This is a genomic window from Amycolatopsis sp. NPDC052450 (assembly GCF_044547565.1).
Taxonomy (GTDB): domain Bacteria; phylum Actinomycetota; class Actinomycetes; order Mycobacteriales; family Pseudonocardiaceae; genus Amycolatopsis.
Genome location: NZ_JBIUAQ010000001.1, coordinates 169,988 through 190,918, shown reverse-complemented (window position 1 = coordinate 190,918; position 20,931 = coordinate 169,988). Strand labels below are relative to the sequence as shown.

Annotated in this window: 18 protein-coding genes; 5 read left to right on the top strand and 13 right to left on the bottom strand. The window is 68.0% G+C overall.

The window, feature by feature from the left end; translation table 11 throughout:
- Complete coding sequence (locus ACIHAO_RS00970) at nt 1–891, bottom strand: SDR family oxidoreductase (protein ID WP_125784817.1); 891 nt, start codon at nt 889–891, stop codon at nt 1–3.
- A 139-nt stretch (nt 892–1,030) separates the two neighbouring features.
- Entirely contained in the window at nt 1,031–1,942 is a 912-nt protein-coding gene (locus ACIHAO_RS00965) for an aldo/keto reductase (RefSeq protein WP_396554152.1), read from the bottom strand.
- A 50-nt stretch (nt 1,943–1,992) separates the two neighbouring features.
- Between ACIHAO_RS00965 and ACIHAO_RS00960 the strand changes: the two genes are divergently transcribed.
- Nucleotides 1,993–2,814, top strand: coding sequence for an LLM class F420-dependent oxidoreductase (locus tag ACIHAO_RS00960; RefSeq protein WP_396554151.1), 822 nt, complete (start codon nt 1,993–1,995; stop codon nt 2,812–2,814).
- An 83-nt stretch (nt 2,815–2,897) separates the two neighbouring features.
- Nucleotides 2,898–3,926, top strand: coding sequence for a class II fructose-bisphosphate aldolase (gene fbaA / locus ACIHAO_RS00955; RefSeq protein WP_125790898.1), 1,029 nt, complete (start codon nt 2,898–2,900; stop codon nt 3,924–3,926).
- 95 nt (nt 3,927–4,021) lie between these two features.
- On the opposite strand, the gene ACIHAO_RS00950 is transcribed toward fbaA, so the two are convergent.
- Nucleotides 4,022–5,239: a hypothetical protein gene (locus tag ACIHAO_RS00950; RefSeq protein ID WP_396554150.1), complete on the bottom strand. Its 1,218-nt coding sequence runs from the start codon at nt 5,237–5,239 to the stop codon at nt 4,022–4,024.
- Nucleotides 5,240–5,506: 267 nt separating this feature from the next.
- Here ACIHAO_RS00950 and ACIHAO_RS00945 point away from each other — a divergent pair, with 267 nt between their 5' ends.
- Nucleotides 5,507–5,914, top strand: a complete 408-nt coding sequence (locus ACIHAO_RS00945; protein WP_396554149.1) for a DUF3151 domain-containing protein — start codon at nt 5,507–5,509, stop codon at nt 5,912–5,914.
- 68 nt (nt 5,915–5,982) lie between these two features.
- On the opposite strand, the gene ACIHAO_RS00940 is transcribed toward ACIHAO_RS00945, so the two are convergent.
- The gene (locus tag ACIHAO_RS00940; protein ID WP_396554148.1) at nt 5,983–7,209 is read right to left on the bottom strand and encodes a lipase family protein; all 1,227 of its coding nucleotides are present in this window, start codon (nt 7,207–7,209) and stop codon (nt 5,983–5,985) included.
- A 134-nt stretch (nt 7,210–7,343) separates the two neighbouring features.
- On the opposite strand from ACIHAO_RS00940, the gene ACIHAO_RS00935 reads away from it, so the two are divergent.
- Complete coding sequence (locus ACIHAO_RS00935) at nt 7,344–7,925, top strand: TetR/AcrR family transcriptional regulator (RefSeq protein WP_396554767.1); 582 nt, start codon at nt 7,344–7,346, stop codon at nt 7,923–7,925.
- Here ACIHAO_RS00935 and ACIHAO_RS00930 read toward each other — a convergent pair.
- A complete protein-coding gene (locus ACIHAO_RS00930; protein ID WP_396554147.1) occupies nt 7,922–9,241 on the bottom strand; it encodes a GGDEF domain-containing protein in 1,320 nt (439 codons plus the stop codon). The two genes, ACIHAO_RS00935 and ACIHAO_RS00930, sit on opposite strands and share 4 nt — an antisense overlap.
- Nucleotides 9,242–9,443: 202 nt before the next feature.
- Nucleotides 9,444–10,697, bottom strand: coding sequence for an MFS transporter (locus ACIHAO_RS00925; protein WP_396554146.1), 1,254 nt, complete (start codon nt 10,695–10,697; stop codon nt 9,444–9,446).
- 491 nt (nt 10,698–11,188) lie between these two features.
- Between ACIHAO_RS00925 and ACIHAO_RS00920 the strand changes: the two genes are divergently transcribed.
- The gene (locus ACIHAO_RS00920) at nt 11,189–13,084 is read left to right on the top strand and encodes an FAD/NAD(P)-binding protein (protein WP_396554145.1); all 1,896 of its coding nucleotides are present in this window, start codon (nt 11,189–11,191) and stop codon (nt 13,082–13,084) included.
- A gap of 103 nt (nt 13,085–13,187) precedes the next feature.
- On the opposite strand, the gene ACIHAO_RS00915 is transcribed toward ACIHAO_RS00920, so the two are convergent.
- The 7 genes from ACIHAO_RS00915 to ACIHAO_RS00885 form a co-directional block, all read right to left on the bottom strand.
- Nucleotides 13,188–14,225, bottom strand: a complete 1,038-nt coding sequence (locus ACIHAO_RS00915) for an LLM class flavin-dependent oxidoreductase (RefSeq protein WP_396554144.1) — start codon at nt 14,223–14,225, stop codon at nt 13,188–13,190.
- Entirely contained in the window at nt 14,222–15,799 is a 1,578-nt protein-coding gene (locus ACIHAO_RS00910) for a dipeptide ABC transporter ATP-binding protein (RefSeq protein ID WP_396554143.1), read from the bottom strand. Before ACIHAO_RS00910 ends, ACIHAO_RS00915 begins: the two co-directional genes overlap by 4 nt.
- The gene (locus ACIHAO_RS00905; protein WP_396554142.1) at nt 15,796–16,608 is read right to left on the bottom strand and encodes an ABC transporter permease; all 813 of its coding nucleotides are present in this window, start codon (nt 16,606–16,608) and stop codon (nt 15,796–15,798) included. The genes ACIHAO_RS00910 and ACIHAO_RS00905 overlap by 4 nt, the downstream gene beginning before the upstream one ends.
- Nucleotides 16,601–17,551, bottom strand: coding sequence for an ABC transporter permease (locus ACIHAO_RS00900; RefSeq protein WP_396554141.1), 951 nt, complete (start codon nt 17,549–17,551; stop codon nt 16,601–16,603). The genes ACIHAO_RS00905 and ACIHAO_RS00900 overlap by 8 nt, the downstream gene beginning before the upstream one ends.
- The gene (locus ACIHAO_RS00895) at nt 17,548–19,155 is read right to left on the bottom strand and encodes an ABC transporter substrate-binding protein (RefSeq protein ID WP_396554140.1); all 1,608 of its coding nucleotides are present in this window, start codon (nt 19,153–19,155) and stop codon (nt 17,548–17,550) included. The genes ACIHAO_RS00900 and ACIHAO_RS00895 overlap by 4 nt, the downstream gene beginning before the upstream one ends.
- 225 nt (nt 19,156–19,380) lie before the next feature.
- Nucleotides 19,381–20,019, bottom strand: a complete 639-nt coding sequence (locus tag ACIHAO_RS00890; protein ID WP_396554139.1) for a DUF1524 domain-containing protein — start codon at nt 20,017–20,019, stop codon at nt 19,381–19,383.
- Nucleotides 20,020–20,211: 192 nt separating this feature from the next.
- Nucleotides 20,212–20,892 (bottom strand): hypothetical protein, encoded by a 681-nt coding sequence (locus ACIHAO_RS00885; protein WP_396554138.1) that lies wholly within the window; start codon nt 20,890–20,892, stop codon nt 20,212–20,214.
- Between the last annotated feature and the right edge of the window lie 39 nt (nt 20,893–20,931).

Sequence of the window (20,931 nt, the reverse complement as noted above, 5' to 3'; positions counted from 1 at the left end):
TCAGCCCTTCCGTGTGGCGGCCCGGCCTGCCTGACCGGTTATTGAAGATTCGTACGCGCCGCGCTCCTCGATGTCCACGAGTGCGGCGGCGTCGGCCTTCTTGATCCGGCTCTTCGCGCCGATCTCGATGATCGGCGGCAGGAACGCGCGGATCAGCTTCAGGCCGCCGACCCAGCGGGGCACGTGCACGGTGCGGGCGCGTTTGTTGACCCCGGCCTGGAGGTGGTCGAGTGCGACGGACAGCGGGTAGGTCTTGCCGAGCAGGCCGGGCATGCCGGTGCGGAGCTTGCCGAAGACGGGGTGCTGGTCGGCGCTCTCGACGAGGTCGGTGCGGATCCAGGTCGGGTGCGCGACGCCGACCTTCACGCCGAGGTGGGCGACTTCGGCGCGGAAGCTGTTGCAGAACGCCTCGACGCCCGCCTTCGCGGCGGCGTAGTTGGCCATGCCGGGCGCGTGGGTGATCGCGGCCAGCGAGGAGATCGCGAGCAGGTAGCCCTTGCGGTCGAGGACATGCGGAAGGGTGACGCGGAAGGTGCGCCAGACGCCAAGGAGGTCGACCTCGATGACCTTTTCGAAGGCGGCCGGATCCACCGACCGGACGAAACCGGAGGTCGCGATGCCGGCGTTCGCGATGACGATGTCGATACCGCCGAAGTGCTCGACGACGCCCGCGGTCGCCCGCTCGAGGTCGTCCCAGCTGGTGACGTCGGCTTCCCAGGCGTGGGCGCTGGGGCCGATTTTGTCGGCGACGGCCTGCTGTTCCTTGGCTTCGATGCCGACCAGGGCGACCTTCGCGCCCTGCGCGGCCAGGCGTTCGGCGAGCCCCGCGCCGATGCCCCTGGCGGCGCCGGTGATCAGGACGACCTTGCCGTTCACGCTGTTCTTGGCCACGTTGCCTCCTCGTCCGAGCCCTAAGGCTTTCGGACGGTACCCCAACCTACCCGGAGTAAGCTACCCACAAGTAAGTACGCAATTCGTCACCTACTTGCGAGAGGGGGCGTGCGCAAGTAGGTGACGAATTGCGGGGTCGTCAGCGCGAGGCGGTGGTGAGGGCGTCGACCTCGGCAGGGATGAGGTCCAGGTCGACGGCTGGCAGGAGGTCGTTCAGCTGCTCGACCGAGCGAGCGCTCGCGATGGGCGCGGTGACGGTCGGCTGGGCGAACAGCCACGCGAGCGAGACGGCCGCGACCGAGACGCCGCGAGCGGCCGCGATCTCGTCGAGCGCCGCGAGCACCCGCTCGCCACGTTCGTCCAAATAGGACGAAGCGCGGGCGGCACGCGGGCTGTCGCCGAGATCGTCCTTCGACCGGTACTTCCCGGCGAGAAAACCCTTGGCCAGCGAGAAATACGGCAGGACGGCCAGGTTCTCGCGTTCGGCCGTCGGCGCCAGGTCCCGCTCGTAGTCCCGCTCGACGAGGTTGTAGTGCGGTTGCAGCGCGACGTACTTCGCCAGCCCCTCACGGTCCGAAATGGACAGTGCCTCGCTCAGCCGTTCGGGCGAGTAGTTCGACGCCGCGACGTAGCGGACCTTGCCCGCGCGCACGAGCGCGTCGAAGGCACGCAACGTCTCCTCGATCGGGGTCTCCGGATCGTCGATGTGCGCGTAGTAGAGGTCGATGTGGTCGGTGCGGAGCCGGCGCAGCGAGTCTTCGGCCGCCGCCGCGATGTTCGCCGCCGACAGCCCCTTCCGCTCGTCCCACATGCCGGTCTTGGTCGCGATGACGACGTCGTCACGGCGGCCGCGGCGGGCCAGCCAGTCGCCGATGATCGTCTCGGAGCCGCCCTTGGAGTACAGGTCGGCGGTGTCGATGAAGTTGCCGCCCGCCGCCGTGTAGGCGTCGAGGACGGCGAAGGACTGCTCCTGGTCCGCGGTCCAGCCGAAAACGTTCCCGCCCAGGTTGATGCCCCGGACGTCGAGGTCGGTGTTGCCGAGTTTCGCCATACCCCGAACTTAAGGGAAGACATCGCCCGTCCGCGGCGTTGGCCCGGTACATGGGAATCGAACTCGGCCGGATCGGCATCTGGCAGCACGAATCCGTTTTCACCCCGGGCCTTGCCCGTGAGCTGGAGAAACTCGGCTACGGCGCGATCTGGCTCGGCGGCTCGCCGTCGGGTGACCTCGCGAAGGCGGAGGAAATCCTCGACGCGACCGAGACGATCAAGGTGGCCACCGGCATCGTCAACATCTGGAAGGACGACGCGGCCACGGTCGCCGAGTCGTACAAGCGCATCGCCGCGAAGCACCCGGACCGGTTCTTGCTCGGTATCGGCGCCGGGCACCGGGAGCACACCGCGGAGTTCAAGAAGCCGTACGCCGCGCTGGTCGAGTACCTCGACGCGCTCGACGCCGCCGGAGTGCCCGTCGAGGGCCGCGCGCTGGCCGCCCTCGGCCCGAAGGTGATCAAACTCGCAGGAGACCGCACAGCGGGAGCCCACCCGTACCTGATGACGCCAGAGCACACCCGCCAGGCGCGCGAGATCCTCGGCGAAGGACCGCTGCTCGCACCCGAACAGAAGGTCGTCCTCGAAACCGATCCGGCGAAGGCGCGCGAGATCGGGCGGGGCACCGTCAAGTTCTATCTCGGCCTCGTCAACTACACGAACTCCCTGCGGAAACTCGGTTTCACCGACGAGGACCTGGCAGGCGAGGGCAGCGACAAGCTGGTCGACGCGCTGGCCGTCCACGGCGACGCCGAGACGGTCGCCCGCGGCGTCACCGCGCATCTCGAAGCCGGGGCGGACCACGTCAACATCCAGGTACTGAACCAGGACCCCCTGCCGGTCTACCGGGCGCTCGCCGGCGTCCTCCTCTGACGCGACGGCTGTAGGCACCTCCCGGCCGACCTCGTACGATGCGGCCGAGAGGTGCACCAGCCTGCTTCGAGGAGGAGTAAACGATGCCCATCGCCACCCCCGAGGTCTACGCGGAGATGCTCGACCGGGCGAAGGCGAACGAATTCGCCTACCCGGCCATCAACGTGACCTCGTCGGAGACCCTGAACGCCGCCATTCGCGGGTTCGCCGAGGCGGAGAGCGACGGGATCATCCAGTTCTCCACCGGCGGCGCGGAGTTCGCTTCCGGCCAGAAGGTCAAGGACATGGTGACCGGTTCGGTCGCGCTCGCCGAGTTCGCCCAGGTCGTCGCCGCCAAGTACGACGTGAACGTCGCGCTGCACACCGACCACTGCCCGAAGGACAAGCTCGACGGCTTCGTCCGGCCGCTGATCGAGATCTCGGCGGAGCGCGTCAAGAACGGTCAGCACCCGCTGTTCCAGAGTCACATGTGGGACGGCTCCGCGATCGACCTCGACGAGAACCTCGAGATCGCGCAGGAGCTGCTCGCCAAGGCCGCGGCCGCGAACATCATCCTCGAGGTCGAGATCGGCGTCGTCGGCGGCGAGGAAGACGGCGTCGAAGCCGAGATCAACGAGAAGCTGTACACCGCCGAGGGCGACTTCCTGAAGACGATCGACGCGCTCGGTTCCGGCGAGAACGGCCGCTACCTGCTGGCCGCGACCTTCGGCAACGTGCACGGCGTCTACAAGCCCGGCAACGTGAAGCTGCGCCCGGACGTGCTCAAGGGCGGCCAGGAGGCGGCGTCGAAGAAGCTCGGCCTCCCGGCCGGTTCGAAGCCGTTCGAGCTCGTCTTCCACGGCGGGTCCGGCTCGCTGCCGGAGGAGATCCGCGAGGCGGTGTCCTACGGCGTCGTGAAGATGAACGTCGACACCGACACGCAGTACGCCTTCACCCGGCCCATCGCGGACCACTTCTTCAAGAACTACGACGGCGTCCTGAAGATCGACGGCGAGGTCGGCAACAAGAAGGTCTACGACCCGCGTAGCTACCTGAAGGCCGCCGAGGCCGGTATGGCCGCGCGCATCGTCGAGGCCGCTCAGTCGCTGGGTTCCGCCGGCAAGAAGCTCTGACCAGTACGCATTTAGTCCTCTAAATGCAGAAGTACGTGAAGGCCCCCCTTCACTGCGTCTAACGCAGTGAAGGGGGTCTTCACGTACTCAGAACCTCAGGCGGCCGGGAGCGTGGTCTTCTCTCGGCGCTTCTCCAGCAGCGAGTTCACCGCTCGCGTCCCAGGTCCGGCGGCGGCCCACAGCGCACCGACCCCGACCAGGCAGACCACGGCCGTCCAGTAGGCCACCGGCGGCGCCGACTCCGTATGCGCGTCGCCGAGGATCCACGGCCGGAACTGCGACTGCACCCACAGCATCCCGTAGCCGGACGCCGTCACCAGCAGCGCGCCGGTGCCCGCCGTCAGCAGCGGATGACCGCGGCCGATGCGGAACGCCAGGTCGACGGCGAGGCCGACGGCCAGCAGGTAGAACGGCACGGTCGAGATCGGGAAGCCCATCCCGAGCAGCAGCGGCCACATCACCAGCCGGTAGCCGAGGTACGCCGCGGCGACCGTCGTCCCCGCCCAGCGGAAGCCGGTGGTGTACCGCGCCAGCGCGAAGATCAGGGCCATCACGCCGATGCCCCACAGCGGGTACACCCAGTCGTCGATCGGCATCGTGAAGTACTCGACGGCCACCTGGTCGACCGGATGCCCGATCTGGCCGGCGGCGAAGTTCAGCAGTTCCGGCTCGGCCTCGGGCGCGCCGCGTTCCCAGGCGCGCAGGCCGAGGATGCCGTACTCCTGCTGGCCGTTCGGGAAGAACGTGTTCTCCAGGAAGAACGTCCACAGTCCGATGAGGACACCGGTGCGCGTCCGGCCGGGCTTGGCGTACTTCAGCCAGCCCATGATCACGCCGGCCTGCATGATGCCCGTGCCGATGTAGAGCATCATGTGCGACGGGCTCCACGCGGTCAGGTCGAGACCGTTGACGCGGTGGTTGATGACGTCCAGCGGCGCCGCGATGAGGAACACCACGAGCCCGATCTGCATCAACCGCAGCGAACGCCGGTCGGCACCCATCCCGGTGTAGCTGTGGATCGCCACCAGCACCATGATGATCACCGTGCCGACGGTGTTGATCAGGTGCGGCGGGGCGAGGTCGTCCCGCAACCACATGAAATGCCACGACATGTCCCACGACGAGCCCACCATCTTGAAGGCGAACGCCGCCAGCCACATCGAGTAGCAGAAGTTCAGCACCCAGTCCGGCGTCGCCTGTCCCGGTGCGCCGCGGTGCCAGTGGAGCTTGAAGAACAGCCTCGTCTTGGCGATGGGGCTGCGGGGGATGACACCCGGCGAAAGGTCCCCGGTCACTTCTGTCGCCTTTGTCATGCGGGTATCTTCCCTGCTCCAGGTCACGAGACGGGCATTCGGGGTCGAAAATCGGGGTTCACCCGTAGGGGTGGCGGATTTGCGGTCGGCGTGCGAAACAGGGCAGGGTGTGCCGCCATGATGCCGAAACGACTCGTCGCGGCGGTCCTCGTCGCCGCTCTGGTGCTGGCCGGTGGGGGCATTCTCGGGAGCCTGTTCTTCTAGTCACAGCGCTGCTGATCGCGGGCGCGGCCGCCCTCGGGGAGGCGGGTCGGCACAATGGGCCGTATGACGAACCTCCTCGGCCCCCAGCCGACGCATCTCCCCGAGCACACCGCCGCGCAGGCGGCGCTGGACGCCGGGACCGACCCGACCGCCGTCGCCGCCGAGCACCCCGACTACAGCGAAGCGTGGGCCGCCCTCGCCGAGAGGGCTCTGGAGGCCGGCGAGACCGTCGCCGCGTACGCGTACGCCCGTACCGGCTATCACCGCGGCCTCGACCAGCTTCGCCGCGCGGGCTGGAAGGGACACGGTCCGGTGCCGTGGTCGCACCGCCCGAACCAGGGTTTCCTGCGTGCCCTCGCCGTCCTCGGCAAGGCCGCCGGCAAGATCGGCGAGACCGAGGAGTACGACCGGTGCCGGACGTTCCTCAGTGACTCGGACCCCGCCGCCGCGGAAGCCACCGGCCTCAAGTAGCGCGCTATGAAGGACGCTTTCATTGCAAAATTTGCAATGAAAGCGTCCTTCATAGCACTTGGTGACCCCTAGAACAGCCCGCAGTTCCCCACGGCAGGCAGTCCCGCGAAGCGCCCCTCAAGCCAGGCGAAAGCCTCCGGGAAAGCCCTGATGGCTCCGCCGACGTGCGTAGGAACCAGCGAAGTCGAGAACTGCACCTTCGCGCCCTTCGCACACCACGAGCGCGCCATGGTCCGCCCCTGCGCGTAGGGGACGATGTCGTCGAGAGCGCTGTGAACGACCAGCGTCGGCACACCCGGCTTTCGCGCCCCGATGAGCTGTTCGCCGACGCGCGTCTTGAACGGCTCTTCGCCGAGGTACGCGGTCAGCGGCCTGCCGTCCTTGGTCAAATTCTTCGACTGGGTGAACGCGTGCGCGAAGATCGCGTCCGCGGTGCACTCCTGCTTGACCTTCTCGAACGCTTCGACGCCCTTCGCGTTCAGCAGGGCGGGGATGTTCAGCTCCGGATAGGCCGCGTCCATGCTGACCAGCGTGAATCCGAGGAATCCGAAGGCGTAGTGCCCGTCGATGTTCTTGCCGACCTCGGCCAGGTCGGCCGGGACGGCGCCCGCGTACGAGCCCTTCAGTTTGAGTTCGGGTGCGTACGACGGCTGCAATTCGGCGGCCGACGCCGACGCGCCGCCGCCCTGGGAGTAGCCCGCGGTCGCGACGGGGCCGCTGTCCGGCAGGTTCGCTTCGGGCAGGCGCTGTGCCGCGCGGATCGAGTCGAGGACGGCGTTGCCTTCGGCGGCGCGGTTGACGTACGTGTGGACGCCGGGGGTGCCGAGGCCTTCGTAGTCGGTGACGACGACGCCGTAGCCGCGAAGCAGAAGTCCGGCGATAAAGGGGCCTTCGTACTCCATGCCCGCGGCGAGGGCTTTCGATGGCGCGCACTGGTCACCGACACCCTGCGTCCCGGCCGCGTAGCCGATGACCGGCCGCTCGCCCGCGCCGGTCCACGCTTTCTTCGGGGTCAGGACGGTGCCGGTCACGGCGTTGGCTTTGCCGTGCGTGTCGGTGCTGCGGTACATGATCCGCTGGACGTCCGCGTCGGCCTTGACGAGTTTCACGGGATCGACGTAGAAGGTGGACGGTTCGTGCCGGATGATGTCGCCGGGAGCACCCGCGGGCAGTGGCGACGGGGGATCGTAGAAGGACGGGGCGGCGCCGGCCTGCTGAGCCCCGAAGGTCAGCAGGGCCGCGATGGTGGCCGCTGAGACGGCGGCGGACACACCGCGCCGGGATCCTGGACGCATGCTTGCTCCTCGTTGAGCACAAACATTTTTGACAGACGTGTCGAAAAAGAGAGTCAGTGAGGTGGCGCACAATGTCAAGTCCGGCGCCGAGAGGGCGACCCCGCAAACTCCCGCTCGGTGAGCAGCGCACGCGGGTGCTGAGTGCGGCCGCCGGCGTCTTCGCGGTACACGGCGCGCAGGCCGCGACGATCGAGCAGATCGCCCGGCGCGCCGGCGTTTCCCGGCAGGCCGTCTACGAGCAGTTCGGCGACCGCACGACACTGTTCGCCCAGGTCGTGGCGGATATCGAGGAGCGGGCCTTCGAAGCGATCGGCGCGCCCGCCATCGATCTCTCGCAGCCCGAGCTCCGCTCCTGGGCGCGCGGCAACTACGCCAACATGTTCGCCTTCGTCGCGGCGAATCCCGAGGCGTTCCCCGTGCTGCGCGAGGCCGAGCGCATGGGCGACCCGGCCCTCACCCGGCTTCGTGAGCGGCTCGCGCGGGTCTACACCGAGGCGAGCAGGCAGCGCTGGGCCAGCCACGGCGTCGATTCCGGGCGCGCGGACAAGGCACTGGTCACGCTGTTCTTCGCGATGACCGAGGCACTCGTCCAGGCGAGCTGGGACGGTGAGCCGCCCGACGCGGACGCGCTCATCGACCTGCTCACCGAATTCACCGTCGGGGGCGTGGTCCGCCTTCGGACCGCGGCCGCCGACGTGATGGAGCGGCTGCGTTAAGCCGCGACGGCCTCCAGGGACTTTTCAGCCACTTCGGCGACCGCCGCCAGGTCCGGCGACGAGACGACCCGGTTCCGGCCGTTGCGTTTGGCCGCGTAGACGGAAGCGTCGGCCGAGGCCATGACCTCTTCCATCGTCCGGCCGTCGAGCGGGAAGTTCGCGACGCCGACCGACGCCGTCCGCTGCTCGATGACCACGGGATTGCCCTCGTTGTCCTGGGTCTTGATGACCATTTCGCTGATCCGCTGCCGGATCCGCTCGGCGACCGCGACGGACTCCCGCTTCGACGACGATGTCAGGAGTACGACGAACTCCTCGCCGCCGAAGCGGCCGGCGAGGTCCTGCGTCCGCGTTTCGGCCTTGACCAGCGCGGCGACCCCCTTGAGCACGTCGTCGCCCGCCAGGTGGCCGTAGGTGTCGTTGATGCTCTTGAAGTGGTCGAGGTCGATCATCAGCGTGCCGAACTGGCCGTTTTCGCGCTCGGCGCGGGCGACCTCGCGGACGGCGCCCTGCTGCCAGGTCGTGGCGTTGAGCAGCTGGGTCTTCTGATCGGTGGTGGCGAGTTCTTCCAGCTGCTTGATCAGCACCGAACGCTGCAGCAGGTACAGCGGCAGGAAGACGAGCAGCACCAGCACCGGCTGATGCGGCATGACGGCGAGCACCAGTGCGCCGATGCAGACCGTCGAAGCTTCGAGGATGTTGTCGTCCCAAGAGCCGAGGAGCGCCTGGATCGTCGCCTTGTCAGGCGCCGCGAAGTACAGGCCGGTCCCGGTGAAGACGGCGTTCATCAGGAAGAAGGCGAGGCTCGCGGCACAGATCGACGTCACCGACGCCGCGTCGGCGCCGACGATCTGCACGGCCGCCCAGGCGGCGAACGCGGTCAGCGTCATCGATGTGGCGTTCGCCACAGTACGGTGGGGGTTGACCGTGCGAAGGCCCGCCCAACTGCGGTATCCGAGGTGGAGATAGATGACGGTTACGAGAAGCGCCGTCAACTGCGGCGGAAGCAGAATCGCACCAGGTAGCACCCAGACCGAGGTCATGTTGATGTGCGGGGTGACGCTCATGCTGCGTCGCTGCCGCTCGATCCGGCGGGTCGCCTCGGTATGCGCGATGGCGAGCCCGGCGAGCAGGAAACACAGCAGGACCTGCGAAGACGTGATGGCGATGGATGCGGCGAAGACCCCCGTCAGTGCCAGCATCGTCGCGACGGACAGCCCGGTGTAGGCGATCCAGTGTCGAGGCCTCTTCCACAGCTCCCACGTCGCTACCGTGAGAGCCGAACGATGTCCAGCGCGTTCCTCCGATGTGATCATCTTTCCCCCTGACTCTTGCGTCATTCTCCGAAACCCCCTACTTACGGACAGCTTCTACCGACTTGCGGGCTGTCGACAAGCTCCCTAGGTGTGTACTTTTCTCTGAGAGGTCGAGGGAAAGGTGCCAGCGATGGCCGGTAGGGATCAGTGAACTGGGGCGCGCGCCAGACGTCCGCGCGATCGGGCCGGCGCGTGGAACACCTCAATGTTCTGCGCGCGCGGCGTCTTTCTCATGCCATCGTTCGGGGTCGTGGCTGAGGGTCCGCCACCAGCTCAGCGCGAGCGGGACGGTCAGTATCAATCCCGCAAGCCCGAAGACGCCGACGGTCGACTGCGGGCCCACCTGATCGGCCAGGATGCCGCCGATCAGGGGACTCACGCCCATCGTGGTGGTCAGGCCGGTGTTCGAAAGTCCCATGACCTGTGCCCGGCTCTCGTCCGGCACGGCCAGCGTCAGTGAGGCGGTCGCCTGCATCAGCGCCACCGTGCCGAAGGCGCCGCAGAGCACGAACAACAAGATCGACGACAGCGGCCCCGGCTGCAGGAAGCACAGCAGCAACGGGACCGCCGTCAGCGCCGAAAGCGGCCCGATCAGCTTCGGCCGGACGTGTGCCGGCACCCAGCGCGAGTAGATGAACGCGCCGATCACGCTGCCGATCGGATCGGCGGCCAGCAACAGGCCGATGATCTCGGGGCCGCCGCCCGACGAGGCGACATACGGCGCCGCGATGCCCTCGTACACCGGCAGCAGGCCCATCAGCCAGGTGAACAGCAGCAGCGAGCGAAGCCCGGAGCTGGCGAAGACGATCTTCCCGCCCGAGCCGATCGACGCGAAGAACGACTTGCGCTTCTCGCCGGTGGCCGCGGCCGGACGCGACTTCAGTCCGAATCGGACGAACACCGCCGAAATCACGAAGGTGACCGCGTCCAGCGCGAGGGCGATGTGGGGTTCGAGCGCGGTCAGCAGGAGACCGCCGCCCGCGAACCCGGCCAGCTGCGCCGATTGGACGGTCATGCTGCGGATCGCCATGCCGACGACGAAGCGATCGCCTTCGAGGATCTGGGGCAGTAAGGCCAGCTGCGCCGCCTTGAACGGCGGGTTCAGCAGTGAGACGGCGCCGACGAGGACGCACAGGACCCAGAACGGCAGCACCGGGATCGCGACCAGCGCGATCAGCGCCGCCCGTAAGAGGTCCACGACCACCATCACGGTTCGCCGGGGGAACCGGTCCGCGAACCCGGTGAGGAAGATTCCGCCGAGCAGCGAAGGGGCGTATGTCAGCGCGTAGGTGAGACCGGTCAGGGTCGCGGAGCGGGTTTCGGTGAAGACGAGGACCGAGAGGGCGACCCTGGCGAGTTGATCGCCGAAGATCGAGAACAGCTCGGCGAACCAGAGCGAACGGAACTCGGCTACCCCGAACACTTCTCGGTAAGTGACCCGTCCGGCCGAAGCCATGTTGCCCCCAATAGGGTCCTTATTACGCGACAAACTCGTGACCGAGAGTAACGCGGTCACGAGCTCGTCACGAAGCGTCATTCGTTCACGTAAGTGTCTCCTGACTGTTGGTGATTGGCTAGGTTCTTTCGCCGGGTTTCTGGAGTTGGAGATCTTTTTCGTGGACGAACGGTCGTTCGCGAAGATGTCCCGATGGCCGACACCGAGGTCCAGACCTGCGGCTTTCGTCTTTTTCGTGCCTTTGGCCGGTGAAATCCGGCTGTGGCCGCCTCGTCGGAGGCCGGAATCCCCGCGCGGCCGGGACCGGCCGGATGAGCCCGCGCCGCAGGTGTCCGATCGCCACGGAGCGCAGCGGAAACGCTGGGCCGAATGGCTGAGTGGCCTGCGTCCGGAGGAGTGAACGGCTCAGCCTTCTTTCCGAGCCTCCGCGCGACGGTTCCGCTCTTTGAGAAGCCGGACGCGCCCCGGAATCCGGGCGTAGCTTCGGCCTCGTGAGTACCGGAGAGCGTCCCTACGTGCTCGCGGTGGTCGGTGCCGGTCCGCGCGGGGTGGGTGTGCTCGAACGGCTCGGCGCGAACGCCGCCGAACTGCTCGGCGGACGGCGGCTGATGGTGCATCTCATCGATCCTTTTCCCGCCGGGGCGGGCCGGGTCTGGCGGTTCGAGCAGTCGCCGCTGCTGCGGATGAACTCCATGCCCGAGGACGTCACGGTCTTCACCGACGACACCGTGAAGATCGACGGTCCGATCCGGCCGGGGCCCTCGCTGATCGAATGGGCGCGGCTGGTTCGCGCGGGCACCCTCGACGCCGAGGTCGACGACAGGCTGCGTGCCGAACTCGAGGCGCTGCAAAACGATCACTTCCCGACGCGACGGTTGCAGAGCGCGTATCTCACCTGGTTCCACCGCAAGGTCCTGGCCGAACTCCCGGCCGGGATCGAGGTCGTCGAGCACCGGACCCGCGCGGTGCGGCTCGAAGACGGCGAGCCGCAGTCGCTCTGGCTGGAGGATCGCGCGGAGCCCCTCGAAGTGGACGCGGTCCTGTTCACCGTCGGGCATCTCGACGCGGAACCGGACGACCGCGAGACGGCGCTCGCGGATTTCGCCGCCCGCCACGACCTCGCGTACTACCCGGCCGGCTACACCGCCGACGTCGACTATTCGGCGATCGGACCGGGGGAAACCGTGCTGGTGCGCGGATTCGGCCTCGCGTTCGTCGATCTGATGCTGTTGCTGACCGAAGGCCGCGGCGGTCGTTTCGAGGAGCAGGCGTGCGGCGGGTTGAAGTATCACCCCAGCGGCGCCGAGCCCGTACTGCACATCGGTTCCCGTCGCGGAGTGCCGTACCACGCGAAAATCGGCTACCGCTCGCGCGGGAAACCGTTGCGATTGCCGAGGTTCTTCGACGCCTACGCCATCGAAAGGCTTTGCGCCGTACCCGGCCGGATCGACTTCCGCCGCGACGTCTGGCCGCTGATCTCGAAGGAGATCGCCTGGGCGTACTACAGTGAACTGTTCACCGCCCATCCCGAACGGGTGCGCATGGACTTCGCCGTCTTCGCCGACGCTTTCGCGGACGCGGCACCGGACGAACTCGCCGCACTGGTGGCGCGGGCGGTCCCGGCGCAGGACGACCGGCTCGACCTGGACCGGCTCGACCGGCCGATGGCGGGCGCCGAATTCGGCACCGCCGAGGAGTACGGCAAGGAACTGCGCGAGTACGTCGAAGCGGACCTGAGCCGCCGGTCGGACTCGGAGTACAGCGCGGATCTTGGCGCGTTCATGGCGCTTCTGTCGGTGATGGGCCAGCTTCCCGCGCTGATTCAGACCGGACGGCTCGACGCGGCCTCGCAACTGTCCGATTTGGACGGTTGGTTCCTCGGTTTCTTCTCGTACTTCGCCAGCGGGCCGCCTCCGCGACGGCTCGAAGAACTGCTCGCACTCCAGGAATCGGGCCTCGTTTCCTTCCTGGGCGCCGAAATGCGGATTTCGGCCGACGAGGAACGCCGGTCGTTCGTCGCCACCGGCGCGAGCTTCCCCGGCGAGACCGAGGCGCGGACACTCGTCGAGGCAAGGTTGCCCGAGCCGAGCATCACCCGGGCGTCCGATGTCCTTTTGCGACAGTTGCGCGACAGCGGCGCGCTCGGCGAGGAAGCCGTGGCCGACCCGGTCACCGGCGACCGGCTGCTCGCCGGCCGCATCCACACCCGCGTCTCCGACGGCCGGATGCTCGACGGCGAGGGCCGTCCGCATCCGCGCCGGTTCGCGCTCGGGCCGCATACGTCCGCGCGGTCCGCCGGGGCGTTCACCCGGCCGCGGACCAACGCGATTCCCTTCCGGCAGAACGACATCGTGGCGCGGGAAATCCTGCGGCTGGCCGTCTCGTGAGTGCTCGCTGCCGCCGCGGTCCGGTGCTCCCAATGCCGCATTGGGGACACTGAGCGTCTCCAATGTGACATTGGGGGCACCGATGCGCACCTTCTCGAAGGTGCTAGCTCTCCCACACCTGTGAGGGCAGCTCTTTCCGCACGATCGGGATGACGTCGGAGGCGAAGAGCTCCAGGACTTCCCGTGCCTCCTCGGATTTCAGGCCGTCCACCGAGACCGCCTGCGCCTCGTGCCCGAAGGACGCGTGGTAGTCACCGATCTTGTCGATCACCTGCTCCGGGCTTCCGACCAGCGCGGAACCGTTGGCGATCTTGTCCTCCAGCGTGGTGAACTCCGACTTGTTGTGTTGATACGCGGGTGTCTTCATCAGCGCCTCGAAATACGGCCGGTAGCCGTTCAGCGCCTCCTGCGAGGTCTTCGCGACGTACAGCCCACCCGCGCCCGAACCGACGAGCGCGTCCGCCGGATCGTGACCGTACTCGGCCCACCGACGCCGGTAGTGGTCGATCAGGTCCGCGTACTTCTTCTTGGGGTGGAAGCCGTTCGCGGTGAACAGCGGGTCGCCGAACTTCGCCGCCAATTCGGTCGACTCGGTGCTCGACGCGCTTCCGTGCCAGATCCGAGGCCGCGGGTGGAACGGCCGCGGCTGCGTCGTGACGTCGGTCAGCGGCGCACGGAACTCGCCTTCCCACGTCACGCCTTCCTCCAGGAACAGCCTGCGCAGCAGGGCGAACTTCTCCGCCTGGTACTCCCATTGCCGTTCCTCTTCGAGGCCGAACAGCGGGAAGTGCCGGGGATCGTTGCCCTTCCCGATCATGAGTTCCAGCCGCCCGCCGGAAAGCTGGTCGAGCGTCGCGTAGTCCTCGGCGACGCGGACCGGGTCGAGCACGCTGATCACGGTCAAGGTGGTCAGCAGCCGGACGCGCCGGGTGCGTTCGGCGACCGCGGCCAGGATCACCGGTGGCGCCGAGGAGAGGAAGGGCTCGCCATGCCGTTCGCCGACGCCGTACGCGTCGAAGCCCAGCTCCTCGGCGAAGATCGCTTCGTCGACGACTCGGCGCAGCCGTTCGTGCTGGGTCGGTGTCACCCCGGTCACCGGGTCGGGGTGATTCGCGACGAGGGAGAAAAGCCCGAATTTCATCGTGTCTCCAACGGTTTCCGGCCCGGGATCGCGGCGAGCAGCTCGCGGGTGTAGTCCGCGCTCGGCCGTTCGAGGACGTCCTGAGCGGGGCCGAGTTCGACGAGTTCGCCGCCGCGGAGCACGCCGACGGTGTCCGCGATCTGCCGGACCACGGCGAGATCGTGCGAGATGAACAAATACGTCAGGCCGAGTTCGTCCTGAAGGCCGGCGAGCAACCGCAGGATCTGCGCCTGCACCGAGACGTCCAGCGCGGACACGGGTTCGTCGGCGACGATCAGTTCCGGGCGCAGCGCGAGCGCCCGCGCGATGGCCGCCCGTTGCCGTTGCCCGCCGGACAGTTCGGCGGGTTTGCGCTTCAGCACCGAAGACGGCAGCGCGACCTGGTCGACGAGTTCCGCCGCCCGCGCCCGGCGTTCCGCTTTCGTGCCGACGCCGAACGCCCGCAGCGGCTCGGAGATGACGTCCTCGATGCTGAACTTCGGGTTCAGCGACGCGTATGGGTTCTGGTACACCAGCTGGAACCGGCGGCGCAGCCGTCGCAGTTCCTCGCCCCGCAGCGTCGTGATGTCCTCGCCGTCGAACTCGACGACGCCGTCGGTCGGCGTCTCCAGCCGCAGGATCATCCGCGCGGTGGTCGACTTGCCCGAACCGGACTCGCCGACCAGCGCGAGCGTCCGGCCGCGGGCGATGTCGAACGAAACGCCGTCCACGGCGCGGACGGTCCCGAAGGCCTTGCCGAGGCCGCGGACCGAGACCAGGACGTCGGAGGACGGCGGTTTCGGCTCGCGCAAGGGGGTGTCGGACAGGCTCGGCGCGGCGGCGAGCAGATTCCTCGTGTACTCCCGCGTCGGCGCCGCGAGGATTTCGCCGGTCGTTCCTTCCTCGACCACGGTCCCCTGGGACAGCACCACGATCCGCGACGCCCGATCGGACGCGACGCCGAGGTCGTGCGTGATCAGCAGGACGGCGGTGCCCGCTTCGGCGGCGAGTTCTTCGAGGTGGTCGAGGATCTGCCGCTGCACGGTGACGTCGAGCGCGCTGGTCGGCTCGTCGGCGATGATGAGTTTCGGCCGTCCGGCCAGTGCGGCGGCGATCAGCGCTCGCTGGCGCAGCCCGCCGGACAGCTCGTGCGGGTACTGCCGCGCCCGCGCCTCCGGATCCGAGATCCCGGCCTTGCGTAGCAGCTTCACCGCTTCCGTGCCGGCGGTTCGCTTGTCCGCCAGGCCATGGATCAGCAGCACTTCCGCGACCTGATCGCCGATCCGGTGCACGGGATTGAGCGAAACCGTCGGATCCTGGGGGACCAGCGCGATCTCGCGGCCGCGCACGGAACGCCAAGCGCGGTCGGAGAGCTTCGTGAGATCCCGGCCGTCGAAGGTGATCTCGCCGCGTTCGATCCGCCCACCGCGGGGCAGCAGGCCGATCGCCGCGTGCGCCGTCGTGCTCTTGCCGGAGCCGGACTCGCCGACCACCGCGACTATCTGTCCTTTGTGGATGGACAGCGAGACGCCGGCCACGGCGGGGACGGACTTGTAGGAAACCGCGAGGTCGCGGATGGTCAGCAGATCGCTCATCGCACGTCTCCTTCGATGGCTCTGGACAGCCGGTTCGCGGACAGCACCACGGCCGCGACGGTGAGTCCGGGGAAGGTCGTCATCCACCAGGCGGTGGCGAGGAAGCCGCGCCCGCCCGCCACGAGCGAGCCCCACTCCGGGGTCGGCGGGGTGGCGCCGTAGCCGAGGAAGCTCAGCGCGGACACCTCCAGTACGGCGGTGCCGAAGGTGAGCGTCGCGAGCGCGAGCACCGGCCCGAGCGCGTTGGGCAGCACATGCCGTCCGAGCACCCCGGTCCAGCGCACGCCTCCCGCGCGGGCCGCCTCGACGAACACGCCACCGCGGACACGCAGCACTTCGGCGCGCATCAGCCGGGCGAACTGCGCGAGATTCGCGACACCGACGGCGATCGCGACGTTGGTCGTACCGAAGCCGAGCGCCGTGACCAGCGCCAGCGACAACAGGATCGACGGGATCGCCAGCAGGACGTCGACGCAGCGCATGATCGCCGAATCGAGGGCGCCGCCCCGGAACCCGGCGAGCAGACCGAGCGCGGAACCCGCGACGAGCGCGACGACGACGGCGATCACCGTCGCCCGCAACGAAAGCGCGGCGCCGTGCACCACTCGCGCGAAAATGTCCCGCCCGGTTTCGTCGGTGCCGAAGAGGTGACCGAGCGAAGGGCCCTGCATCTTCTCCGCGGGGACACCGGCGAGCGGGTCCTGCCCGGTGAAAAGGCCGGGGACGAGCGCCGCCAACAGGGCGAAGGCCAGGACGGCGATCGCGAGGAGCAGCCCCGGCCGCCTGGTGTGCACGAGAACGTCAGGCATCGGCAGTCTCCCGGTGTCGGATCCGCGGGTCCAGCAGCGGATAGACGAGGTCGACGAGCAGGTTGATGCCGACGAACATCAGCGCGGCGAGCACGATCACCGCCTGCACCACCGGGATGTCGTGCGCGGTGACCGCCGACGACGTCACGCGTCCGAGGCCGTCACGGGAGAACACCGTCTCGGTGATCACCGAACCCGCGATCAGGTTCCCCGCGACCACCCCGGCGATGGTCAGTGTCGGCACCGCCGCGTTGCGCAGGAGGTGTCCGAAGTGGACTCTCGATCGGCTCGCCCCTTTGGCCAGCGCGATCTCGGCGTAAGGCTCGGCGAGTTGCGTGCGGAGGCTCTTCGCCAGCACCTGCCCGATGATCGCGCCGGTCGGGATGGCGAGGGTGATCGCGGGCAGGATCAACGACTCGAAGCCGTTCGAACCCAACGCTGGCAACAGCTTGAGCTGGAAGGAAAAGAACTGGATGAGCAACAATCCGACCCAGAACGGCGGCAGCGAGATCCCCAGCGGTGGCAACGCGAGCAGGAGATCGCCCAGCCGGCGCTGCCGGGTGACGGTGCCGGCGATCGCGATCCCGCCGCCGAACAGGATCGCCAGTACCAGCGCGAATCCGGTCACCGCGAGGGTCGGCGGCAGGGCGGAGACGACCATGTTCGTGGCGTCGTCCCCGGTGGCGATGGAGCGGCCGAAGTCGCCTTGCAGCGCGGCGAGCAGCCGCTTTCCGTACTGGAGTGGCAACGGGTCGTCGAATCCGTACTCCGCCTTCGCCGCGGCCAGTTGCTCCGGCGTCACCGAAAGGCCGCCCTCACCTCCGCCGAGCTTCGCGCTGACCGCGTCACCCGGCAGGAGGTAGAGGATCACGAACGACACGGTGAACGCGGCCCACAGGACGAAGACCGCCTGCAGGATCCGCCGGAGCAGGTACCGCCTCACGAGCCCGACACCCAGGCGTCGAACAGCTGCAACCGGGACGACGCCTCGAAACCGACGCCGTGCGCGTTCGGCCCGTGCGCCAGCACCTGGGTCAGCTCGAACACCGGCGCCGAGTAGCCGTGCTCGATGATCGCACGCTGCGCCGCCTCGGCCGCTGGCTTCCGCTTCGCCGGGTCCACAGTGGACGACTGCGCGTCGAGCGGCGCGTCGACGGGGTTGTCCGCGGGCAGCTTGCTGCGGTTGTTCGCCTTGGTGGAGAACAGATTGCGCAGGATGTCCGGATCGGCGCGGGTGGTGTTGTACCAAAGGTACTCGTAGTTCCCGCTTTGCGTGATCTGCACGCTCTCGGCGGTCGTGCGCTGTTCGATCTGAAGGTCGAAGCCGATCTTGCGCAACTGCTGCTGCACGAGTTCGAGCACACTCTTGTTCTGGTTGAACACCAGGGAGAAGACGACCTTGGCGGTCAGCCGCTGCCCGTTCTTCGTCCGGATCCCGTCGGGACCGGGCAGCCAGCCCGCGCTCTCCAGCAACGACGTCGCCCCGGCCGGATCGTAGGCGAGCAGCGGCGACAGGTCGGTGTAGAACGGCGTCGCCGAGCCGAGAATACTGGTGGCGGGTTTGTAGTTCGGTGTCAGCACGGTGTTCGTGATCTCGGGGCGGTCGATGCCCTTGACCACCGCCCAGCGGACCTTTTCGTCGGTGAGCACGCCCTTGGTGACGTTGGCGTGCAGGTTGAACACCACACCGGGATTCGGTCGGGTGGGCTCGGTGAACCCGTTGCCGGTGAACTGCGGTTCGTCGACGGGCTGGACGTCGGTGATGGCGTCGAGCTGCGCCGAAGCGAGACTTCCGGTGCGCACGCCGGGTTCCGGCACGATCTTGTAGGCGATCCTGTCGAGATATGCCTCGCCCTGGTGCTTGAACAGCGACGAACCCCAGCGGTAACCCTTGCGTTTGGCGAGGACGATTTCCTGGTTCTGCTTGAGGCTTTCGAAGACGAACGGGCCCGAGCCGATCAGCCCGTCGCCTTGGCAGCGCTGATCGGGAGTCTTCTTGTACGCGGCAGGCGCGAGGACGCCGAGCGACATCGTCGAGCTGGCCTGCAGGAACTGCGCGCTGGGAACGGAGAACTCGATCTTGACCGTCTTCGGGCCGGCGACCGTCGTTCCCTTGTAGACGGCCAGATAGCCGGAGCCGAGTTGCGATTTCGGGCCGAGCGCCTTGATCGCGTCGAAGCTCGTCTTGACCGCGGCGGCGTCGACAGGGCTGCCGTCGGAGAAGGTCGCGCCGTCGCGCAGGTGGAAGGTGAACGCGGTCGAATCGGCGTTGCTCTCCCACTTTTCGGCCAGCCACGGCTTGATCTCACCGGTGGCCGGATCCTGGTCGGTCAGCGAATCGACCAGCTGACGGCCGATGTTGAGCGACGCGTTGGTGCCGACCTGCTGCGGATCGACGCAGTCCGGGCTCGACGAGATCCCGAGGCGCAACGTGCCGCCGGGTTTGGGCGGCCCGGCGTCGGCACCCGTCGAACCGCCCGCGGAAGAGCAGGCGGTGGCGAAAAGTGCGGTGAGCGCGAGTAAAGAAGTGGCGGCGGTACGGGACACCGGGTGGCCTCCAGCGGGGAACGGGGGGCGCGTTTTTGGGAATTGCACTGCTGCTTGCGCCTGCCCGATTCACGCTAATCACGACCTTGAGGCCCGCCCACATACTGAGCCCGGCTCCCAGCCCGCGAAACGTCCCACCTTTCCGCTTGACAGCCCCGAAAGTCCGTGAAGGCCTCCTTCCCTACCCTCAAGGTAGTGAAGGAGGCCCTCACGGATCGACCAGGTCTAGCAGCGGTTGAGCATGTCCGTCAGCGCGGTCTTCTCCGCGGACTTGATGGAGAGCTTGTACTTGTACTTCACCGTGGTCCACATCTTCGCGTAGGTGCACCAGTAGCCGACGGTCGGCGGCTTCCAGGCGTCCGGCGACTTGTCGCCCTTCTCCTGGTTGACGTTGTCGGTGACGGCGATCAGCTGCGGCGCGCTGAGGTCGTTCGCGAACGCCTGCCGCTGCGAGGTGGTCCACGACGACGCCCCGGTGCGCCACGCGGCGGCGAGCGGCACGACGTGGTCGATGTCCACATCGGACGCCGCGGTCCAGGTGGCGCCGTCGTACGGGCTGGACCAGCTGCCGGAGACGGCGGCGCAGCTGCTGTCCTGCTGGACGTTCGTGCCGTCCCGCTTCAGCACGACCTCACGGGTGTTGCAGCTGTTGCCCTGGTCGGACCAGTGCGGGAACTTGTCGCGGCTGTACCCGGTGGACGAACCGTCCGGCTTGACGGTCAGCGCGGCCAGCTGGGTCTTGGCGGTGTCGGCCGAGGGGATGCCAGGGGGCGTCGCTTCGGCGACACCGGCGACGCCCGCCGAGACGATCGCCGAGACGGCGAGAACAGTGAAGGAGCGACGAACAGCAAGCGCGGTTGGCATATTGCCGCCTCCGTGTCAGGTTTGGGGACCTGGTCACCATGCGGGACGGATATGACCCACGCAACACCATCGGATGACACTCTGCTGGCTATTCGTGAACGGAGGGTGTCACGAGCAGGTAGGACCCGGTGTACGCCGCCGAAAAATTTTCGGAAAGTCCAGCTGATGGTTCTGGGCCGAACGGGCTAGCGCCTAGTCCAGGCCGCGGACCAGCCGGAGGTCCTCGGTGTGCCGGTACCAGGTCCAGCGGCTCATCGCGCGCGGATGGACGACGCCGTCGCTGCTCGGCCGGGTCGGGATGCAGCCGAGCTGGAACGCCCGCGCGTACTGCGTCGAAGGCCGTTTGAACAGCGTCCCCTTGGTCACCCGGACCATCAGCCCCGGTCCGCTCGCGTCCGGCTCGACCTCGATCGAGCGCGCGGGCCCGCGCAGGACGGTGTGCTCGTCGCAGTAGGCCACCCCGCGGATCATCCCGATCACCCCCCGCCCGACCAGCACCCCGCCGTTGTCGTCGCGGATCAGCGGCACCGGATCGACCTCACCACGGAGGGCGAGCGAGAGGGCACGCAGCGGCTGCGTCGGCAGGCTCCAGATGCGGGCGACGTCGGAGTCCGGCGACGACGGCACGAATCCGAGCGACACGCCCGAGAGCTGTTCTTTTCGTAACAGCCGCAGCGCGACGGCCGCGAGGTCCGCGTCGGTGCCCGCGACCACCAGGTGATCGTGTTCCCCCAGCAAGGGGTCGATATCCGCCTTGCCAGGGCGGCTCGGAACGCGCACCATTTCGACGTCGTCGATGTCCGGGAGTGTGGGCTCGCCCTCGGGACAGACCACCACTATTCCGCGCACCCGAAGGCCCTCCGTTACGCTCATGCACCGGCATTTACCAGCGCCAAACCACAAGTCGCCGAA

What these genes read in the sequence shown, in the direction of transcription:
- ACIHAO_RS00965 (WP_396554152.1), bottom strand. Translation starts at nt 1,942, where the DNA reads ATGGCGAAACTCGGCAACACCGACCTCGACGTCCGGGGCATCAACCTG.
- ACIHAO_RS00960 (WP_396554151.1), top strand. Translation starts at nt 1,993, where the DNA reads ATGGGAATCGAACTCGGCCGGATCGGCATCTGGCAGCACGAATCCGTT.
- fbaA (WP_125790898.1), top strand. Translation starts at nt 2,898, where the DNA reads ATGCCCATCGCCACCCCCGAGGTCTACGCGGAGATGCTCGACCGGGCG.
- ACIHAO_RS00950 (WP_396554150.1), bottom strand. Translation starts at nt 5,239, where the DNA reads ATGACAAAGGCGACAGAAGTGACCGGGGACCTTTCGCCGGGTGTCATC.
- ACIHAO_RS00945 (WP_396554149.1), top strand. Translation starts at nt 5,507, where the DNA reads ATGACGAACCTCCTCGGCCCCCAGCCGACGCATCTCCCCGAGCACACC.
- ACIHAO_RS00940 (WP_396554148.1), bottom strand. Translation starts at nt 7,209, where the DNA reads ATGCGTCCAGGATCCCGGCGCGGTGTGTCCGCCGCCGTCTCAGCGGCC.
- ACIHAO_RS00930 (WP_396554147.1), bottom strand. Translation starts at nt 9,241, where the DNA reads ATGATCACATCGGAGGAACGCGCTGGACATCGTTCGGCTCTCACGGTA.
- ACIHAO_RS00925 (WP_396554146.1), bottom strand. Translation starts at nt 10,697, where the DNA reads ATGGCTTCGGCCGGACGGGTCACTTACCGAGAAGTGTTCGGGGTAGCC.
- ACIHAO_RS00915 (WP_396554144.1), bottom strand. Translation starts at nt 14,225, where the DNA reads ATGAAATTCGGGCTTTTCTCCCTCGTCGCGAATCACCCCGACCCGGTG.
- ACIHAO_RS00910 (WP_396554143.1), bottom strand. Translation starts at nt 15,799, where the DNA reads ATGAGCGATCTGCTGACCATCCGCGACCTCGCGGTTTCCTACAAGTCC.
- ACIHAO_RS00905 (WP_396554142.1), bottom strand. Translation starts at nt 16,608, where the DNA reads ATGCCTGACGTTCTCGTGCACACCAGGCGGCCGGGGCTGCTCCTCGCG.
- ACIHAO_RS00890 (WP_396554139.1), bottom strand. Translation starts at nt 20,019, where the DNA reads ATGCCAACCGCGCTTGCTGTTCGTCGCTCCTTCACTGTTCTCGCCGTC.
- ACIHAO_RS00885 (WP_396554138.1), bottom strand. Translation starts at nt 20,892, where the DNA reads ATGAGCGTAACGGAGGGCCTTCGGGTGCGCGGAATAGTGGTGGTCTGT.